Source organism: Actinosynnema sp. CS-041913, assembly GCF_050942485.1.
Taxonomy (GTDB): domain Bacteria; phylum Actinomycetota; class Actinomycetes; order Mycobacteriales; family Pseudonocardiaceae; genus Actinosynnema.
Window position 1 is genome coordinate 409,701 of record NZ_CP192037.1, and the last position, 17,536, is coordinate 427,236.

Annotated in this window: 15 protein-coding genes; 9 read left to right on the forward strand and 6 right to left on the reverse strand. The window is 70.8% G+C overall.

Annotated features, from left to right (window positions below):
• Nucleotides 1-59: 59 nt before the first annotated feature.
• The 9 genes from ACQPZF_RS02020 (at nucleotide 60) to ACQPZF_RS02060 (ending at nucleotide 9,223) form a co-directional block, all read left to right on the forward strand.
• Nucleotides 60-989, forward strand: a complete 930-nt coding sequence (locus ACQPZF_RS02020) for a metal ABC transporter solute-binding protein, Zn/Mn family (protein WP_433267630.1) — start codon at nucleotides 60-62, stop codon at nucleotides 987-989.
• Complete coding sequence (locus ACQPZF_RS02025) at nucleotides 986-1,804, forward strand: metal ABC transporter ATP-binding protein (protein WP_433267632.1); 819 nt, start codon at nucleotides 986-988, stop codon at nucleotides 1,802-1,804. The genes ACQPZF_RS02020 and ACQPZF_RS02025 overlap by 4 nt, the downstream gene beginning before the upstream one ends.
• The gene (locus ACQPZF_RS02030; protein WP_433267634.1) at nucleotides 1,804-2,643 is read left to right on the forward strand and encodes a metal ABC transporter permease; all 840 of its coding nucleotides are present in this window, start codon (nucleotides 1,804-1,806) and stop codon (nucleotides 2,641-2,643) included. Before ACQPZF_RS02025 ends, ACQPZF_RS02030 begins: the two co-directional genes overlap by 1 nt.
• A gap of 154 nt (nucleotides 2,644-2,797) precedes the next feature.
• Complete coding sequence (locus ACQPZF_RS02035; RefSeq protein WP_433267636.1) at nucleotides 2,798-3,556, forward strand: GntR family transcriptional regulator; 759 nt, start codon at nucleotides 2,798-2,800, stop codon at nucleotides 3,554-3,556.
• 28 nt (nucleotides 3,557-3,584) lie between these two features.
• Nucleotides 3,585-3,812, forward strand: coding sequence for an indolepyruvate ferredoxin oxidoreductase subunit alpha (locus ACQPZF_RS02040; protein WP_433267638.1), 228 nt, complete (start codon nucleotides 3,585-3,587; stop codon nucleotides 3,810-3,812).
• 14 nt (nucleotides 3,813-3,826) lie between these two features.
• On the forward strand, nucleotides 3,827-5,167 hold the full coding sequence (locus ACQPZF_RS02045) for an ABC transporter substrate-binding protein (protein WP_433267640.1): 1,341 nt from the start codon (nucleotides 3,827-3,829) through the stop codon (nucleotides 5,165-5,167).
• Complete coding sequence (locus ACQPZF_RS02050) at nucleotides 5,167-5,937, forward strand: ABC transporter permease (RefSeq protein WP_433267642.1); 771 nt, start codon at nucleotides 5,167-5,169, stop codon at nucleotides 5,935-5,937. The genes ACQPZF_RS02045 and ACQPZF_RS02050 overlap by 1 nt, the downstream gene beginning before the upstream one ends.
• On the forward strand, nucleotides 5,934-6,599 hold the full coding sequence (locus ACQPZF_RS02055; protein WP_433267643.1) for an ABC transporter ATP-binding protein: 666 nt from the start codon (nucleotides 5,934-5,936) through the stop codon (nucleotides 6,597-6,599). The genes ACQPZF_RS02050 and ACQPZF_RS02055 overlap by 4 nt, the downstream gene beginning before the upstream one ends.
• Nucleotides 6,599-9,223 carry a fumarate reductase/succinate dehydrogenase flavoprotein subunit gene (locus ACQPZF_RS02060; protein WP_433267645.1) on the forward strand — a complete coding sequence of 875 codons (2,625 nt, stop codon included), beginning with the start codon at nucleotides 6,599-6,601 and terminating at the stop codon, nucleotides 9,221-9,223. The genes ACQPZF_RS02055 and ACQPZF_RS02060 overlap by 1 nt, the downstream gene beginning before the upstream one ends.
• Before the next feature lie 256 nt (nucleotides 9,224-9,479).
• Here the strand turns inward: ACQPZF_RS02060 and ACQPZF_RS02065 are convergent, their stop codons facing one another.
• The 6 genes from ACQPZF_RS02065 to ACQPZF_RS02090 form a co-directional block, all read right to left on the reverse strand.
• Nucleotides 9,480-10,736, reverse strand: coding sequence for a GGDEF domain-containing protein (locus ACQPZF_RS02065; RefSeq protein ID WP_433267647.1), 1,257 nt, complete (start codon nucleotides 10,734-10,736; stop codon nucleotides 9,480-9,482).
• 440 nt (nucleotides 10,737-11,176) lie between these two features.
• A complete protein-coding gene (locus ACQPZF_RS02070) occupies nucleotides 11,177-12,403 on the reverse strand; it encodes an MFS transporter (protein ID WP_433267649.1) in 1,227 nt (408 codons plus the stop codon).
• 359 nt (nucleotides 12,404-12,762) lie between these two features.
• A complete protein-coding gene (locus ACQPZF_RS02075) occupies nucleotides 12,763-14,184 on the reverse strand; it encodes an MBOAT family O-acyltransferase (protein ID WP_433267651.1) in 1,422 nt (473 codons plus the stop codon).
• Between the two features lie 261 nt (nucleotides 14,185-14,445).
• Nucleotides 14,446-15,417, reverse strand: a complete 972-nt coding sequence (rlmB, locus tag ACQPZF_RS02080) for a 23S rRNA (guanosine(2251)-2'-O)-methyltransferase RlmB (RefSeq protein ID WP_433267653.1) — start codon at nucleotides 15,415-15,417, stop codon at nucleotides 14,446-14,448.
• 4 nt (nucleotides 15,418-15,421) lie between these two features.
• Complete coding sequence (cysS, locus tag ACQPZF_RS02085; RefSeq protein ID WP_433267655.1) at nucleotides 15,422-16,810, reverse strand: cysteine--tRNA ligase; 1,389 nt, start codon at nucleotides 16,808-16,810, stop codon at nucleotides 15,422-15,424.
• A gap of 68 nt (nucleotides 16,811-16,878) precedes the next feature.
• Nucleotides 16,879-17,493, reverse strand: a complete 615-nt coding sequence (locus ACQPZF_RS02090) for an HAD family hydrolase (RefSeq protein WP_433267657.1) — start codon at nucleotides 17,491-17,493, stop codon at nucleotides 16,879-16,881.
• Nucleotides 17,494-17,536: the final 43 nt, after the last annotated feature.

Below are 17,536 nucleotides of genomic sequence, written 5' to 3' on the forward strand. Positions count from 1 at the left end.
AAACTGAACTCGACAACGGTTTCCATTGCCGATGAATCAGCCTGTCGAGGAGCACCACCATGACCGTCCGTAACGCGATGCTCGGCGCGGTGGCCGCCGTGACCGCCGTCGCCCTCACCGCCTGCGGCGGCACCCCGGCCACCACCACGGCCAACGGCAAGATCAAGGTCGTCGCCTCCACGAACGTGTGGGGCAGCGTCGTGAAGGCCGTCGGCGGCGACGAGGTCGAGGTCACCGCCATCATCAGCGACCCGTCCGGCGACCCGCACTCCTACAACAGCAAGCCGTCCGACGTGGCCGCCGTGAAGGACGCCAAGCTGGTCATCTTCAACGGCGGCGGCTACGACGACTTCTTCGCCACCCTGCTGACCGCGGAGACCGAGGGCGCGAAGAAGATCGAGACGTTCCCGCTGTCCGGCAAGGCCTCCGACCACGCGGAGCCCGAGACCGGCGCCGAGCCGCACGACCACGCGGTCAACGAGCACGTCTGGTACGACCTGGAGACCGTGCGCAAGGTCGCCGACCAGGCCGCCGCCGACCTGTCCGAGATCGCGCCGGACAAGCAGGACGCCTTCCGGGCCAACGCCGCCGACTTCGGGCAGAAGGTCGATGACCTGCGCAAGCGCATCGAGGGCGTGGGCAAGGGCAAGAAGGTGCTGGAGACCGAGGCCGTCGCGCACTACCTGCTGGACGCCGCCGGCGTGGAGAACGCGACGCCCGACACGTTCAGCGAGGCCGTGGAGGGCGAGACGGACATCCCCGCCGCCGCGCTGGCCGAGGTCACCCGACTGGTGGAACAGAAGCAGGTCACGGCGGTCGTGAACAACGTCCAGACCGAGAACACCGCGGTCAAGCAGGTCGTGGAGAAGGCCGGCCAGACCGGCGTGCCCGTCGTCGAGGTCACCGAGACGTTGCCGGAGGGCGTGACGGGTTACCTTGATTGGATGACGAAGCAGGTCGACGCGCTGGCGGGGGCACTGCGCGGATGACCGCACAGGTGACGGACACGTCCGTGCGCGGCGCGGTGGCGTTGCGCGGGGCCCGGCTGTCCTATGGCGACCGCGTGCTGTGGGACGGGCTGGACCTGGACGTCGCGCCGGGCGAGTTCGTGGCCGTGCTCGGGCCCAACGGGTCGGGCAAGACCAGCCTCATGCGGGTGCTGCTCGGCCTCCAGCCGCTGTCCGGCGGCACGGTGCACGTCGCGGGCGGCAACCGGCGCATCGGGTACATCCCGCAGCAGCGCGCGGTCGACGCGTCGCTCACGCTGCGTGGCCGCGACTTGGTCGGGTTCGGCCTGGACGGGCACACCTGGGGCCTGGGCTGGCGCGGTCGCAAGGAGCGGCGCGCCAGGGTGGACGAGGCGCTGGCCTCGGTCGGCGCGACCCGGTACGCGGACGAGCCGGTCGGCCTGCTGTCCGGCGGCGAGCAGCAGCGGCTGCGGGTGGCGCAGGCCCTGGTCGGCGACCCCGAGGTGCTGCTCTGCGACGAGCCGCTGCTGTCGCTCGACCTCGCGCACCAGCGGGTGGTCAGCGACCTGATCGACCGGCGGCGCCGGGAGGCCGGCACCGCCGTGCTGTTCGTGACCCACGAGATCAACCCGGTCCTGCCGCTGGTCGACCGGGTGCTGTACCTGGTGGAGGGCCGGTTCCGGGTCGGCACGCCGGCCGAGGTGATGACCTCGGCGACGCTGTCCGAGCTGTACCGCACGAACGTCGAGGTGGTCCGGGTGCGCGACCAGATCCACGTGGTCGGCGCGCAGCACGTGTGCGAGGACGAACCGCACCACGTGGCGGATGAGGACTGATGGAGAACTTCTTCGACCTGCCGCTGACCTTCGAGCTGCTCGGGTACGGCTTCGTCCAGCAGATGCTGATCGCGGGCGCGGTGCTCGGCGTGGTGGCCGGCTTGCTCGGCCCGCTGGTGGTCACCCGCAAGATGGCGTTCGCGGTGCACGGCACGTCCGAGCTGGCGTTCACCGGCGGCGCGGCGGCCCTGCTGGTGGGCGTCGGCGTCGGCTACGGCGCGCTGGCCGGTTCCGTGGTGGCGGCGCTGCTGCTGGGCCTGCTGTCGCGGCGCGACTCGGACCGGGACTCGGTGATCGGCGCGATCCTGGCGTTCGGGCTCGGTCTCGGCGTGCTGTTCCTGTACCTCTACAAAGGACGGTCGGCGAACAAGTTCGGCCTGCTCACCGGGCAGATCGTCAGCGTCGGCTCGACCGACCTGTGGCTGCTGATCGGCTCGTCGGTCGCCGTGCTCGCGGTCCTCGCGTTCATCTACCGGCCGTTGCACTTCGCCTCGGTGGACGCCGCCGTGGCCACGGCCCGGGGCGTCCCGGTCCGCACGCTCGCGGTGGTCTTCGCCGTGCTGGTCGGGATCGCGACGGCGTTGAGCGTGCAGATCGTCGGCGCGCTGCTCGTCTTGTCGCTGATGATCACCCCCGCCGCCGCGGCGGGCCGGGTCACGGCGTCGCCGGTCAAGGCGACCGTGCTGGCCGTGGTGTTCGCCGAAGCGGCCGTGCTGCTCGGCATCCTGCTGTCGCTCGCGCCGGGCGTGCCGGTGAGCGCGTTCGTCACGGCGGTCTCTTTCCTGATATACCTCGTATGCCGAGCTTTCGGCGGCTCCCGGTCCCGCGCGGAGGCCTGATCCGGGGTGTCCACTGGGTGGGACGGTCCTCCAGTGGCGGAACGGGCTGCCCGCGTCCGGGCTTGCGCAGGTCAGCGCCCGCACACGGGCTGACCTGGGTGGCGTAATCGTCGCGTAACGAGCCGTTCGCGGTCGGTGACCCAGACTGTGCCGCATGAGCAGCGCCCCGGAACGGCGTCTGCGCGCCGACCGGGCGCGGCAGGCGGCCGACGTGATCCGCCGGCAGGTCGTGCGCCGGGCCTTCCCGGCCGGCGTCCTCCCCGACGAGCGGTTCCTCGCCGCCGAGTTCTCGGCGTCCCGCAACACCATCCGCGAGGCGCTGGACCTGCTGCGTGAAGAGGGCCTGATCGAACGCGTGCCCGGAGTGGGGACCGTGGTGGTGACCGAGAAGTACCCGCACGGCCTCACCCGGCTGATGGGTCTGGCGGAGACCCTGCACGAGCACGGCGAGGTCGCCAACGACATCCGCGCGGCCGGGCCGATCAAACCGCCTTCCTCGGTGGCGCAACGGCTTCGGCTCGCCGACGGCGAGCAGGTCGTCTACGTCGAGCGGCTGCGCCGGCTCAACGGCCTGCCGCTGTCGCTGGACCTGACCTACCTGGCGATGGACGTCGGCCGTCCGCTGCTGGACGAGGACCTCCGCAACCGCGACATCTTCTCGCTGATCGAGCAGACCTCCGGGCAGCGCCTCGGCGCCGCCGCCATGACCCTGGAAGCCGTCAACGCCGACCTGCACTCGTCCGCCGTGCTGGAAGTGCCCAGGGGCGCGGCGCTGCTGGTGGTGGAGCGGCTGAGCCACTTCGCCGACGGCCGCCCGGTGGACCTGGAGTTCATCCGGATGCGCGGCGACCGCCTGACCATGAGCACCGTATTGGATCGCTGCGACCCCGTCGCGGCAGGCTCGGGCGCCTGAAGTCGGCCCGGAGAAAAGGGAGCGCGAAGTGGCTCTGGTGAACAACCGCGTCGACGTGCCGGTGACCATCGACGAATCGCTCTGCATCGACGGGTGCAGGCTGTGCGTGGACATGTGCCCGCTCGACTCGCTGGCCATCCACCCGGAGACCGACAAGGCCTACATGCACGTGGACGAGTGCTGGTACTGCGGCCCGTGCGCGGCCCGCTGCCCCACCGGCGCGGTCGAGATCAACATGCCCTACCTGCTGCGGTGAGAGGACTCCTGGTGATGCGCAAGCTCCTGGCCGCGGCGCTGGCCGCGGTGGCCGTCGCGGCGTGCGGCACGGGCGAGGCGTCGAGCGACGCCGTGTCCGTCGTGATCGGGTACCAGTCCAAGACGATCAACACGGTGACCGCCGGCACCCTGTTGCGGGAACTGGGCTTCTTCGAGCGGCGGCTGGCCGAGCTGGGCCGCGCGACCGGCCGCAAGTACGAGGTCACCTGGCAGGACTACGACACCGGGGCGCCGATCACCGCGCAGATGATCGCCGGCAAGATCGATATCGGGTCGATGGGCGACTACCCGCTGCTGATCAACGGTTCCCGCACGCGGAAGCAGGGCGACGAGGGCACCCGGATGGTGTCGGTCACCGGCTACAACCCGCGCGGCGCGCTCAACATGGTGGTGGTGCGGCCGGACTCGCCGGCGAAGACGCTCGCCGACCTCAAGGGCCGCAGGGTGTCCGCCAGCGTCGGGTCCGCCGGGCACGGCACGCTGGTCCGGGCGTTGGGCGACATCGGCGTGACGGTGGAGAACCAGCAGCCGTCGGTCGGCGCGTCGGCGTTGCAGGGTGGTGGAGTCGAGGCGCTGTCGCAGTTCGTGGCGTGGCCGGGGCAACTGGTGTTCGACAAGCAGGCCAAACTGCTCTACGACGGCGCGGCGCTGAACTTCCCGACGCTGCACGGGGTCGTGGTGCGCAAGCCGTTCGCGACCGCGCGGCCCGAAGTGCTGGCGGAGTTCCTGCGGGCGCAGCAGGACGCGACGAAGTACCTGCACGAGAAGCCGTTGGAGGCCGCGAAATCGGTCGCCCGCTCGACCGGCCTGCCGCCCGAGGTGGTCTACCTCTACAACGGCCCGAACGGGATCGCGACGTTCGACCTGTCGCTGAAGCCGGTGCTGCGCAAGGCGTTGCAGGACGACGTCCCGTTCCTCGCGTCGATCGGCAACATCGAGGAACTCGACGTCGGGAAGTTCATCGACGACGGTCCGCTCAAGGCCGCCGTCGGCGGCGGCACGGACGACCTCGTCAACCCGGCGCGCATCACGGGCGTCGACAAGGCCTGTGGTGTCGAGGTCTCCGACCCCGCGACGGCCGGCGAGGTGTGGTTCGACGGCGAGGAGGCCACGCACCCGGCGGCGACGCCGGACTGCCTGCTCAAGCAGATCAAGCAGGCGGGCCGGAAGGTGCGGGTGGCGTACGTGCCGGACGCCGGGACCGGCACGCGGTGGTTCGCCGAGCACGCCCACTGGGTGCGTGAGGGCGACAGGCTCCTGCCGTTCACGACGGAGGCGGCGGCGGCGGAGCGCGGCGTGGTGCTGACCTACGAGCAGGCGCTGGCAGGCGTGTGATGTCGGGGCGGTGGGTGCTGCGGGCGGTGTCGCTCGCGGCGGGATTGCTGCTGTGGCAGGTGTTGACGGCCACCGGCGCGCGGGTGTGGCTGCGGTTCGACCAGTTGCCGACCGTGGTGGAGGTGGCGGAACGGTTCGCGCGGCAGGTGCTCCTGCCGGAGTACTACGAGGACCTGGCGAGCAGCTTGGCGCGGATCGGGACAGGGTTCCTGCTGGCGGCCGTGCTCGGCACGGCGCTCGGTGTCGCGGTGGCGCGGTCGCGGCTGCTGGGCGACCTCGTGCAGCCGCTGCTGGAAGTGGTGCGGCCCATCCCGGCCATCGCGCTGGTGCCCATCGCGATCCTGCTGTTCCCGACCGACGAGCAGGGCATCGTGTTCATCACGTTCGTGGCCGCGTTCTTCCCGATCCTGGTCAGCACGCGGCACGCGGTGCGGGCGTTGCCGACCATCTGGGAGGACGCGATCCGCACCATGGGCGGCAGCCGGTGGCAGGTGCTGGTGAAGGTCGTGCTGCCGGGCACGCTGCCCGGCGTGTTCGGCGGGTTGTCGGTGGGGATGGGGGTGTCGTGGATCTGCGTCATCTCCGCCGAGATGATCTCCGGGCAGTTCGGCGTCGGCTACCGGACGTGGCAGGCGTACACGGTGGTGGACTACCCCGGCGTGATCGTCGGCATGATCACCATCGGCCTGCTGGGCTGGCTGACGTCCTCGGCCGTGGAGCTGCTCGGCCGCCGCGCCACCCGCTGGCTGCCCCGGGAGGCGCGGGCATGAGCGTGCGGATCGAGGGGCTGACCGTGGGGTACGGGCGGTCGTCGGTGTTGCGGGACTTGGACTTGACGATCTCGGACGGCGAGATCCTGGTCGTGGCCGGTCCGTCCGGGTGCGGCAAGTCGACCCTGCTGCGCGCGGTCGCCGGTCTGCTGCCGATCGTGTCGGGGCAGGTGCTGGTGGACGGCGTGCCGGTGCGCGGCACTTCGCGGGACCGGGCGCTGGTGTTCCAGGACGACGGGCTGTTGCCGTGGCGCAGCGCGTTGCGGAACGTCGAGCTGCCGCTGGCGTTGCAAGGAGTGTCCAAAGTGGAGCGACGCGAACGTGCGCGTGGCTGGCTGGACCGGGTCGGGCTGGCCGCGTTCGAGCGGTACCTGCCGCGTGAGCTGTCCGGCGGGATGCGCCAGCGCGTGCAGCTCGCGAGGACGTTGGCCCAGGGGCCCAGGCTGGTGTTGATGGACGAGCCGTTCGGCGCGCTGGACGCCCGGACGCGCGGGGCGATGCAGGAGTTGGTGGTCGAGGTGTTGCGGGAGACCGGGACTACGACGATCTTCGTCACGCACGACGTGGACGAGGCCGTGCTGCTGGGCGACCGGGTGGTGGTGCTCGGCGCCGGCGAGGTCGACGTGCGGCGCGAGGCGATCCTGGCGGCGGTGCAGGGCTGATGGAGATCCCCCCTGCCGCGCAACGGGTTGCGCTGTCCTGTGACGTGCTGGTGATCGGCGGCGGCACGGCCGGGTCGATGGCCGCCATCACCGCCGCCGAGCACGGGCGATCGGTGCTGTTGCTGGAGAAGGCCCACGTGCGGCACTCCGGCGCGCTGGCGATGGGCATGGACGGTGTCAACAACGCCGTCATACCGGGGAAAGCGTCGCCGACCGACTACGTCGCCGAGATCACCCGCGCCAACGACGGCATCGTGGACCAGCGCACCGTGATGCAGACCGCGACCCGCGGCTACGACATGGTGCGCCGGCTGGAGCGGTACGGCGTGAAGTTCGAGAAGGACGCGGCGGGGGAGTACCACGTCCGCCAGGTGCACCGGTCCGGCTCGTACGTCCTGCCGATGCCCGAAGGCAAGGACGTGAAGAAGGTGCTGTACCGGGTGATGCGGGAACGCTCGATGCGCGCCCGCATCCGGATCGAGAACCGGGTCATGCCGGTGCGCGTGCTGGTGTCGGGCGGACGGGCCGTCGGCGCGGTCGGCTTCAACACCCGCACCGGGGAGTTCGTGACGGTGTCGGCGGGCGCGGTGGTCCTCGCGACCGGCGCGTGCGGCCGGCTCGGACTGCCCGCCAGCGGCTACCTCTACGGCACGTACGAGAACCCGACCAACGCCGGCGACGGCTACTCGATGGCCTACCACGCCGGGGCCGAGCTGTCCGGCATCGAGTGCTTCCAGGTCAACCCGCTGATCAAGGACTACAACGGGCCGGCGTGCGCGTACGTCGGCAACCCCTTCGGGGCGTACCAGGTCAACGCGCTCGGTGAGCGGTTCGTGGACTGCGACTACTGGTCCGGGCAGATGATGGCGGAGGTGGCGGCGGAGATCGCGTCCGACCGCGGACCGGTGTACCTGCGCACCACGCACCTGCCCGAGGAATCCGTCGCGGCGCTGGAGAACATCCTGCACACCACGGAACGGCCCACGCGCGGGACGTTCCACAGTGGACGCGGGCACGACTACCGGACGCACGACGTCGAGATGCACATCTCCGAGATCGGTCTGTGCGGCGGGCATTCCGCGTCCGGCGTGTGGGTGGACGAGAACGGCCGCACCACCGTCCCCGGTCTGTACGCGGCCGGCGACCTCGCCTGCGTGCCGCACAACTACATGCTGGGCGCGTTCGTGTTCGGTGACCTCGCGGGGGCCGACGCGGCTGCTTCCCTGGTGCCGCCGGGGGATTTGCCCGAGGAGCAGATCCTCGACGCGCACGAGCTGATCTACCGGCCGTTGCGGAACCCGGACGGGCCGCCGCAGCCGCAGGTCGAGTACAAGTTGCGGCGGTTCGTGAACGACTACGTGGCGCCGCCCAAGTCCGGGACCAGGCTGGAGCTGGCGCTGGAGGCGTTCGTGCGGATGACGTCCGAGATCGCGGCGATGGGCGCGCGGACGCCGCACGAGCTGATGCGGTGCGCGGAGGTGACGTTCATCCGGGACTGCGCGGAGCTGGCCGCGCACGCGTCCCTGACCCGCACCGAGAGCCGGTGGGGGCACTACCACGACCGGGTGGACCTGCCGACCCGTGACGACGCGGAGTGGTTCTACCACTTGAACCTGCGGAAGACCGCGGGTGGGACGGAGTTCGTCAAGCGGCCGGTGGCGCCGTACCTGGTGCCGGTGGAGGGGTTCGTGCCGCCCGCCGGGGAGGTCGAGGTGCTGTCCGGGCGTCCGGTGTCGGTGGTGGCGGTGGAGGACGCCGCGGTGCGCCGTTCGGTCGGGGTCGAGTCGGGGCGGCTGCTGGAGTTGCTCGCGTTGACCGACGAGCTGCCCGACCTGGCGACCATCGGTCCTTACCTGGCCGATCCGGATGCCGCCGTGCGGCGGGCGGCGGTCGCGCTGCTGACCGAGGCCGTGCCGTTCGGGTTCGAGTTCGCGCTGGTGCGGGCGATGGCGGACGAGGACGCGGAGGTGCGTGCGGCGGCCGGGGCCGGGCTGCGTGAGCTGGTGGAGGTCGTGCCGGCGAGCGAGGAGCTGCGGGAGGCCTTGGAGCTGTCGCCGTCGCGGGCGGTGGCCTTGGAGGTGCTGTGGGCGCTGAAGATCGGGCGGGAGACGATCTACGCCGAGGCTTTGGACGACCCTTCGGTGGCTGTCCGGTCGGCGGCGGTGCGTGGTCTGGTGGCTCTGCGGTCGGCGGACGTGCTGGCGGGTGCGGCGTCCGACGTGGAGCGCGAGCTGCGGGTGCTGGTGGCGAAGGGGCTGGGTGGCCTGCGGGCCCGGCCGGAGGTGCTGGTCTCGCTGGCCGGCGACCCCGATCCGCTGGTCCGGGCGGCGGCGTTGGAGGCCGGGGCCGGGTTCGACGCGCTGTGCGCGCCGGCTCTGGCGGCGCTGGCCGACCCGGCCTGGCAGGTGCGGGTGGGTGCGGTGTGGGCGGTCGGCGTGCCTGAGCCGGTGGTTTCGTGCCTGAAGGACGACAATCTGGACGTTAGAAAGGCGGCCGTGCGGGTACTCACGCAGTGGGTCGCTCGGCCCGAGGTCAAGGATGCGCTGGAACGGGCGCTCGATGACTCGGATGCTGATGTGCGCGCTTACGCGCGCCAGGCCCTCCGCGCGGACGGAGGGCGGTAGCCGCACGCCCCGGCCGCTGCCTCGACTGCGGTCTCAGCCTCAGCCTAGGTCTCAGTCTCGGTCTTGGTTTCGGTGCTCTCGGCCTTGCCTCCGCCTGTCGTGTCGGCTTTGGCGGCGGTCTCGGCCGCTGCTCCTGCCGCTGCCTGGGCCCTTACCTCGGCGGGCTTGCGCGGGCGTACCCCGATGCGGAGCGCCCCCGGTTCGTAGCCAAGCACGGGGGTGCGACAGTTCGGGGTGGTCGGCGCTGAGAGTGGCCTCAGGCGGAGCGGGTCACTTCGGGTTCGTCCATCCTCGGGGTCGGCAGGCGGCGGGTGTGGAGGTCGATACCGGCGGCCACGCGGACCTGGTTGCGGCCGTTCTCCTTCGCCGTGTAGAGGGCCGCGTCGGCGCTGTGCTGGGCCGCCATCAGGCTGTCGCCGTTGTCCGGGACCACGGCCACGCCGATGGACGCCGAGATCGCCCGCACTTCCGGGCCGTCCTCGGTCAGCGGCAGGTTGCGGCCACGGAGGGTCACCGTGTTGCGGTGCTTGTCGGTGGTCACGACCGACATCTCGCCGATCGCCTCGCGGACCCGTTCGGCGATCGCCGTGCCCTGCGCGACGCCCGTGTCGGCGAGCACCACCACGAACTCCTCGCCGCCGTCGCGGCCGGCCACGTCGCCCGGCCGGAGCTTCTCCCGCAGGATGCGGCCCACCTCGGCCAGCACGGCGTTGCCCGCCGGGTGGCCCCAGGTGTCGTTGATGCGCTTGAAGTGGTCCAGGTCGATCGCCAGCACGGTCACCGGCTGGCCATCGTGCTTGCACCGCTCGGTCAGCCTGCCCGCGTGCTCGCTCAGCCCGTTGGTGTTGAACAGGCCCGTGCGGTAGTCGGTGTGGGCGTCCTTGGTCAACTGGAGGTGCGCCTTGTGCTGCTCGGCGACCAGCCGCTCCAGGTGCGCCTGGCGTTCCGACGCGCGGTGCAGCAGGGCGTTCACCAGGATCACCGGCACGGCCAGCAGCAGCGGCGCGACCCAGTGGGTGGCGACCAGCATGCCCAGCATCGCGCCGACGCCCAGCGTCGTCATCTCCAGCATGTTGTCGTTGCGGGAGCCGAGCGAGTCCACGAACCTCGTCTGCGGGTTGACGATCTTCAGGGCCACCGTCATCAGCAGCACCTGGACGAACCAGTACAGCGCGGCGACCAGCACCAGCACGCCGAGCAGGGCCAGGTCCGTCAAGACCCGGCCCGAGGCCGCGAGCGAGAATCCCGCCAGTTGGACCGCCGCGCCGGCGAGCACGGTGCTCGCCACGATGTGGGCGGAAGTGAACACGAACCGGTACGGCTGCCGCCGGGCGATCGGCCACAGCACGATCCGCAGCCAGACCACGACCAGCACGGCCATACCCGGCGGCAGCACGATCGCCGCCGCGAAAGTCCAGACCGACGTCAGGTCGAAGTACGGACCTGCGGATTCGTCGCGTCTCGATTCCTCGGCCCGGCGCACGATCGTGAGGTGGACCGTGACGGCCAGCACGAGCGCCGCGAACCGAAGCCAATCCGTGCCCCCGGCGGAACTGAGCGTAGTCAGCAGCCAAATGGCGGCAATTGCCACCGCCAGTTCGACGGAAAGGATGTACGCGATGGCGGTACGGCGCAGCGACCAAAGGTCCCAGTTGCGCGTCGGACGCCCTCTGACTGTCGCGGACGGCTCGTGGTCAGGCAAACTGTTCTTCACCACGTCCCCCCTACACTCATGCCGCCGCCGCGCGGCCACTCGCCGGCCCAGCGACGGCCACCCGGCCCCCCTCGGTACCCAAGTCGCGCGTAGAGGAGCGTCTACCATGCGTAACCGCGAGTGGTGACCCCATCGCTCTCCTTGAGCCCAGTCCGGAAATTTCACCGTACGTGCGTGTGTTCTCGCGGAGCGCACACGAACGTCTCGTCATGAGAATCGCCGCACATGATGAGTCTGTTTCATGTGGCCACCGTGTTCGGGTCGGACCTGGCCCGCGCCCGGTTCCAGGCTACGGTCGCCTGCCCCGCCAGGAGCAGACCGATGGCGCCCGCGCCCGCGAGTGTCGCGGTCACCGAGCCGATCGCGTGCGCGACCACACCAGCCAACGCCATGCCGCCACCCTGACTCGACCGCAGCGCCGTGCGTGCGATGCCGTAAGCCCGTCCACGGTAGGCGTCCGGCAGGATCCGCATCCACGCCGACCGCGCCGGCGTGTGGTACGCGCCCGCCATGCCGGCCAGCACGAGCAGCGCGATGGTCCAGGTCAGGTTGGGGTTCAGCGCGAACATGACCAGCGGTGCCAACGACAGTATGGCCAGCGGCCCGATCAGCTTCTCGCGTTTCGCCGGATCCCGCACGAGGCGGAACAGCACGGCGACGCCCAGCACGTTCGCGGCCGGCTCGATGGCCAGGATCAGGCCCACCGCCCACACCGCGTCCAGGCTCGCGGCGAGGGGCACGGCGAGCCCTTCGGGCACCATCGCGATGCCGGCCAAAAGGCGCATACCCATAAGAGAGCGCAACCGCGGCTCAGTGACGAGCAACGCGAAAGCTCCTTTGCCGGCTTCGGGATCCCGAAGTGACCGGCCCAGCGGGTCGGCGGCCGGCCGGAACCGCACCGAGGTCTGCACCATGACCGCTACCAGCACGAACGAGGCCGCGTTGATCGCCAGCGCCACGTTCGGCCCGGCCGTCGTCACCAGGAAGCCCGCCGCGGCGAGTCCAGCCATCTGGGCGACGTCCACGGACGTCCCGAACAACGCCACGCCGTCGTCGTAGCGCTTCTCCGGCAGCACGGACGGGAGGCTCGCCTCCTGCGCGGCCAGGAAGGGGGAGGCGATCATCAGCACGACGACCAGCAGGACTATCATGATCCACAACGGCACGCCGGGCAGCGCCATCAGGCCCACCAGGGCGGCTTGGAGCCAGGCGCAGCAGATCATCACCGTGCGTCGCGGGAACCGGTCGGCGATCCAGCCCAGCAGCGGGCCGGACACCAGGGACGGCAGCAGGGTCAGCGACCACGTGAGGGCGGTCCAGGCGGGGGACTTCGTCTGCTCGAACACCAGGAGTGACAGCGCCACGGCCGCGAGCTGATCACCCACCGTGGACACCGTCGAGCCGATCCACATGCCGCGGAACTCGCGGTTGCCCACGAGCGCGCGGATGGTCCCCCCGGAAGTCACCACTCCTCCAGGTTCGTCGGCCCCGATGAGTGAGTCACGTTACCCCCACCCGAAGTAACAATTATCTCGGTTAGCACGGTAGAAGCTGCCGGTTCTGCAATCTCTGTCCTACCACAGTGTGTACCCGAACGGACCAGATCAGTTACATAAAGTAGTTACAATGGCGAAAAGTCTGCCACTTATTCTTGACAGTTGACCGTAGGTGACCCGGCGTGAGCAAAGCTCGCCTACCCAGGGTCAGGGCGACCTCCATTGGTCGTCGCACCGCTGGTCCGACCGGTCCAGCGTGTTCGTGCGGGCCGCCGAGCCGGGTGCCGGAACCCGTTCGGTTATTGTTGCCGCGGCCGGCTTGTCGATCATCAGAACTGGTAGTACAAGAACGGGCTGAACGTTCCGCTGGCGACCAGGATCGCCGCATACCCCACGCCCACGGTCATCAGGGACACCCTAGCGGCTACCGCGATCCGATCCCGAGAGGACTCCAGGTAGGGGCCCGACACGGGGTGGCCGGGCATTACGACAATCACCAGCGCGACCACCAGGAGCAGAATCCGCTGATTGGTCGCCGCCGCCGCGACGGCTTCTCCGAGGCCGCCGAAATCGGGCATCAACAGATGTCCGAGGATTGTGAACGCGTCGCCCAGATCCGCCGCCCGGAAGAACACCCAGCCGATTACCACGAGCAGCATGGTGAGCGCGCGGCGGGCAATGCGGGCGCGGGTGGCGACCGGTGCGGAATCCCAGCCGAAACGGCGCTCCAGGACCAGCAGCGCGCCGTGGAACAAACCCCACACCAGGAACGTCCAGTTCGCCCCGTGCCAGAAACCGGTGAGCACGAAAACGATCGCGAGGTTGCGGTAGGTGCGCAGCACGCCGGCCCGGTTCCCGCCCAGTGGGATGTAGACGTAGTCCCGGAACCAGCGGGACAGCGACATGTGCCAGCGCCGCCAGAACTCGGTGATGGTCACGGAGGAGTACGGGCGGGCGAAGTTCTCCGGGAGCCGGAAGCCCAGCATCCGGCCCAGGCCGATCGCCATGTCGGAGTAGCCGGAGAAGTCGAAGTACAGTTGCAGCGTGTAGCCGATGGCGCCCAGCCAGGCGACCGCGAAGGTCATCTTGTCGTCCGGCGTGGCGAAGCAGGCGTCCACCAGCGGGGCCAGCGAGTCGGCGATGATCACCTTCTTGCACAGCCCCAGGGCGAACCGCGGGAAGCCCGCCGCGATGTCGTCCCAGCGGTGCAGGCGGGGCTGCGGGAGCTGGTCGGCGATCTCCCGGAACCGGACGATCGGGCCGGCCACGAGCTGCGGGAACATCGCGATGTAGGTGACGAACGCGACCGGCTCCTTGAGCGCGGGCCGTTCGCCCCGGTAGACGTCCACCACGTACGAGATGTGGTGGAACGTGTAGAACGAGATGCCGATCGGCAGCGCCAGGTGCACGACGGGCAGGTCCGCGCCGATCAGCGAGGCGATGTCGTGTAGCTGCTCGGTGGCGAACCCGAGGTACTTCCAGACCAGCAGGACGCCGAGGTTGACGCAGATCGCGCCGATCAGGACGAGCTTGCGGTCGCCGGGGGAGCCGGGCTCCAGGCGGCGGCCGGCCAGGTAGTTCAGCACCATCGCGCCGAGCAGCAGCAACGTCGTGCCGCCCGCGCCGGTGAAGTAGAAGAGGAGGCTGGCGACCGCCACCACGCCGTTGCGCCAGCCCCGGGGTGCGACAAGGACGGTCGCGAGCACGACCGGCAGGAAGAACCACAGGAAGAGTGGCGTGGCGAAGGACATCGCCGGGAACTTTATCCGGCGGCCGACGTCAAGGTTGCCGATCGGGTGACAAAACGCCCAGCGTCACACCCCCGCCCGTCCCCCGCCGGGCCCGGCGAGTCGCGGCTTCGTGTCGCGAGTCGAGCTGCCGGGCCGGCGAGTCGCGGATTCGGCATCCGCGAGCCGGGTGTTCGGGTGTCCGTCAGAGCCGGGTGTTCGGGGCTCGGGCGTCGTGCGTTCGGGGGTCGGAGGTCGGGCGATCGGGCGGTCAGGGTTGGGCGGTCAGGGTTGGGCGATGTCGAGCCGCCGCCTGCGGGCCACCTCGGCGAGCACCACGCCGGCCGCGACCGAGGCGTTGAGCGACTCCACGCCCGCCGCCATCGGGATCGACACGGTCTGGTCGCACGTCTCCCGCACCAGCCGCGACAGACCGCGCCCCTCCGACCCCACGACCACCACCAGCGGCCCGGTCGCCAGCTCCAAGCCGTCGACGTCCACGGTGCCGTCCGCGTCCAGGCCCACGACCATCAGGCCCGCGTCGGCCCACTCGCGTAGCTGCCGGGTCAGGTTCGTGGCCACCGCGATCGGCATCCGCGCCGCCGTGCCCGCGCTGGTCCGCCACGCCACGGCGGTGATACCCGCCGAACGCCGCTGCGGCAGCACGACGCCGTGCGCCCCGAACGCCGCCGCCGAGCGCACGACCGCGCCGAGGTTGCGCGGGTCGGTCACGCCGTCCAGCGCTACCAGCAACGGCGGCGACCCGGACCCGCGGGCGATCTTGAGCAGGTCGCGCGGCTCGGCGTACTCGAACGGCGGGACCTGGAGGCCCAGGCCCTGGTGCATCGCGCCGCCGGTGATCCGGTCCAGTTCGCCGCGCTGCACCTCCAGCACGGAGATGCCCCGGTCGGCGGCGAGCTGCACGGCCTCGGCGACCCGGTCGTCCGCGTCGATGCCCAGCGCCACGTACAGCGCGGTCGCCGGGATGCCCGCGCGCAGGCACTCCACGACCGGGTTGCGGCCCGCGACGGTCTCCGGGCCGTTCTCGGCGGCCTTGCGGCGCTGCGTGCGGGTCTGTTCGGCCTTCGCGGTCGCCTGCGCCCGCCGGTACGCCGGGTGGTTGGGCCGGTCCGCCGCCTTGGGCGTCGGTCCCTTGCCCTGCAAGCCCTTCGACTTCTGCCCGCCGGAACCGACGACCGCGCCCTTCTTGGAGCCGGGGTTGCGCATCGCGCCCCGGCGCTTGGAGTTCCCTGCCACGAGGTCAGTCGTCCTTCAGTGTCCACAGCGGACCGTCGGGGGTGTCCTCGACGGCGATCCCGGCAAGGAGCAGGTGGTCGCGCAGCGCGTCCGCCCTGGCGAAGTCCTTGTCCTTGCGGGCTTTCACGCGCTCTTCGAGCACGTGTTCGACCAAAGTGGCCAGTGCCTGCCTGCCGCTCGACCCACCGGCCGACGTGTCGCTCCACCGAAGCGGGTCCACGCCGAGCACGGCGGTCATCGCGCGCACCGACTCGGCCGCCGTCCGCGCGCCGAGGTCGTCGGCCGCCTCCAGCGCCGTGTTGCCCTCCCGGACCCGCTTGTGGATCGCGGCCAGCGCGCCCGGCGTGCCCATGTCGTCGTCCATCGACGTCACGAACGCCGCCGACAGCTCGCCCTGGTCGCCGACGGTCCCGGTGCGCTCGGCCACGCGCCGCACGAACGACTCGATGCGCCGGTACGCCGACACCGACTCGTCCAGCGCCTCCTGGGAGAACTCGACGGTCGACCGGTAGTGCGGCCCCACCAGGTAGTAGCGCAGCTCCGGCGCGCGGACCTGCTCCAGCAGGGTCGGGATGGCGACCGTGTTGCCCAGCGACTTGGACATCTTCTCGCCGCTGAGCGTGACCCAGGCGTTGTGCAGCCAGTACCGCGCGAACCCGTCGCCCGCCGCGCGGGACTGCGCCTGCTCGTTCTCGTGGTGCGGGAAGATCAGGTCGATGCCGCCGCCGTGGATGTCGAACGTGCCGCCCAGGTAGGCGGTGGCCATCGCGGAGCACTCCAGGTGCCAGCCGGGCCGGCCCGGACCCCACGGCGTCGGCCAGGACGGCTCGCCGGGCTTCGCGGCCTTCCACAGCGTGAAGTCGCGCGGGTCGCGCTTGCCCTGTGCCGCCGACTCGCCCTGGTGCACCTCTTCGAGCTTCTGGCCGGACAGCGCGCCGTACTCGGGGAACGAGGTGACGGCGAAGTACACGTCGCCCTGCGCGGCGTAGGCGTGGCCGCGGTCGACGAGCCGCTGCATCAGCTCGACCATCTGCGTCACGTGGCCGGTCGCGCGCGGGGCGTAGGACGGGGGCAGGCAGCCCAGGGCCGTGTACGCGTCCTCGAACGCCCGCTCGTGCGCGTAGGCCCACTCCCACCACGGACGGCCGTGCTCGGCGGCCTTGGTGAGGATCTTGTCGTCGATGTCGGTGACGTTGCGCACCAGCCGGACGTCCTCGTACGTGCGCGCCAGCCACCGGTGCAGCACGTCGAAGTTCAGCCCGCTGCGCACGTGGCCGATGTGCGGAACGCCCTGCACGGTCGCCCCACACACGTAGATCGACGCCGTTCCGGAGACCTGCGGGACGAACTCCCGCATGGACCGGCTCGCGGTGTCGTACAAGTGGAGGCTCACGGGAAGATGGTACGGGCGTTGACCACAGGGGGTTGAATCGACCGCCCTGTTGTGCTTATGCCGGATGCCTATGCCACGTGCTTGCGGAGCACCTGGAGCAGGGCGTCCGGCCGCTGCGCGGTCTCCAGCGGCGGCACGATCTCGACCCGGCAGCCGACCGCCGCCGCGCCGCCGTCGGCCTCCTCGCTGTCGCCGATCATCAGCGCCTCCTCCGGCAGCACGCCCAGCCGGTCGCAGGCCACCCGGAAGATCTTCGGGTCCGGCTTGATGGAGCCGACCTCGAACGACAGGACGAACTCGTCCACCCGGTCCCCGACGCCGTGACGAGCGAAAACCGTGCGGATGTCCCACGCGATGTTGCTCACCACGGCGGTCGGCAGCCCGGTCGCGAGAGCGGCGGCGGTGTCCGGGTAGGGCTGCCAGAACGGCGGGCTGCACAGCTTGCCGTAGAAGTCGGCGGCATCCTCGGCGCCCGCGGCGGTGAGGGCCTTCAGGTGCAACTCGCGGTGCAGGTCGCCGTCGAGGTCGCGGCGTTCCCACTCGGCCGGGTCGATGTCCAGTCCCTCCGCCACGCCGACCGGTGCGGTCAGCGCGCGCATGAGGTCGGCGTGCTCGTCCAGCGACTCGTGTTCGAGCCGGAACAGCGTGCCGGAGAAGTCGAAGAGGACGGCGCGGATCGTCACCCCCGCACGCTACGTGGTCTGGACCTCTCGACTGAAGGCTTCA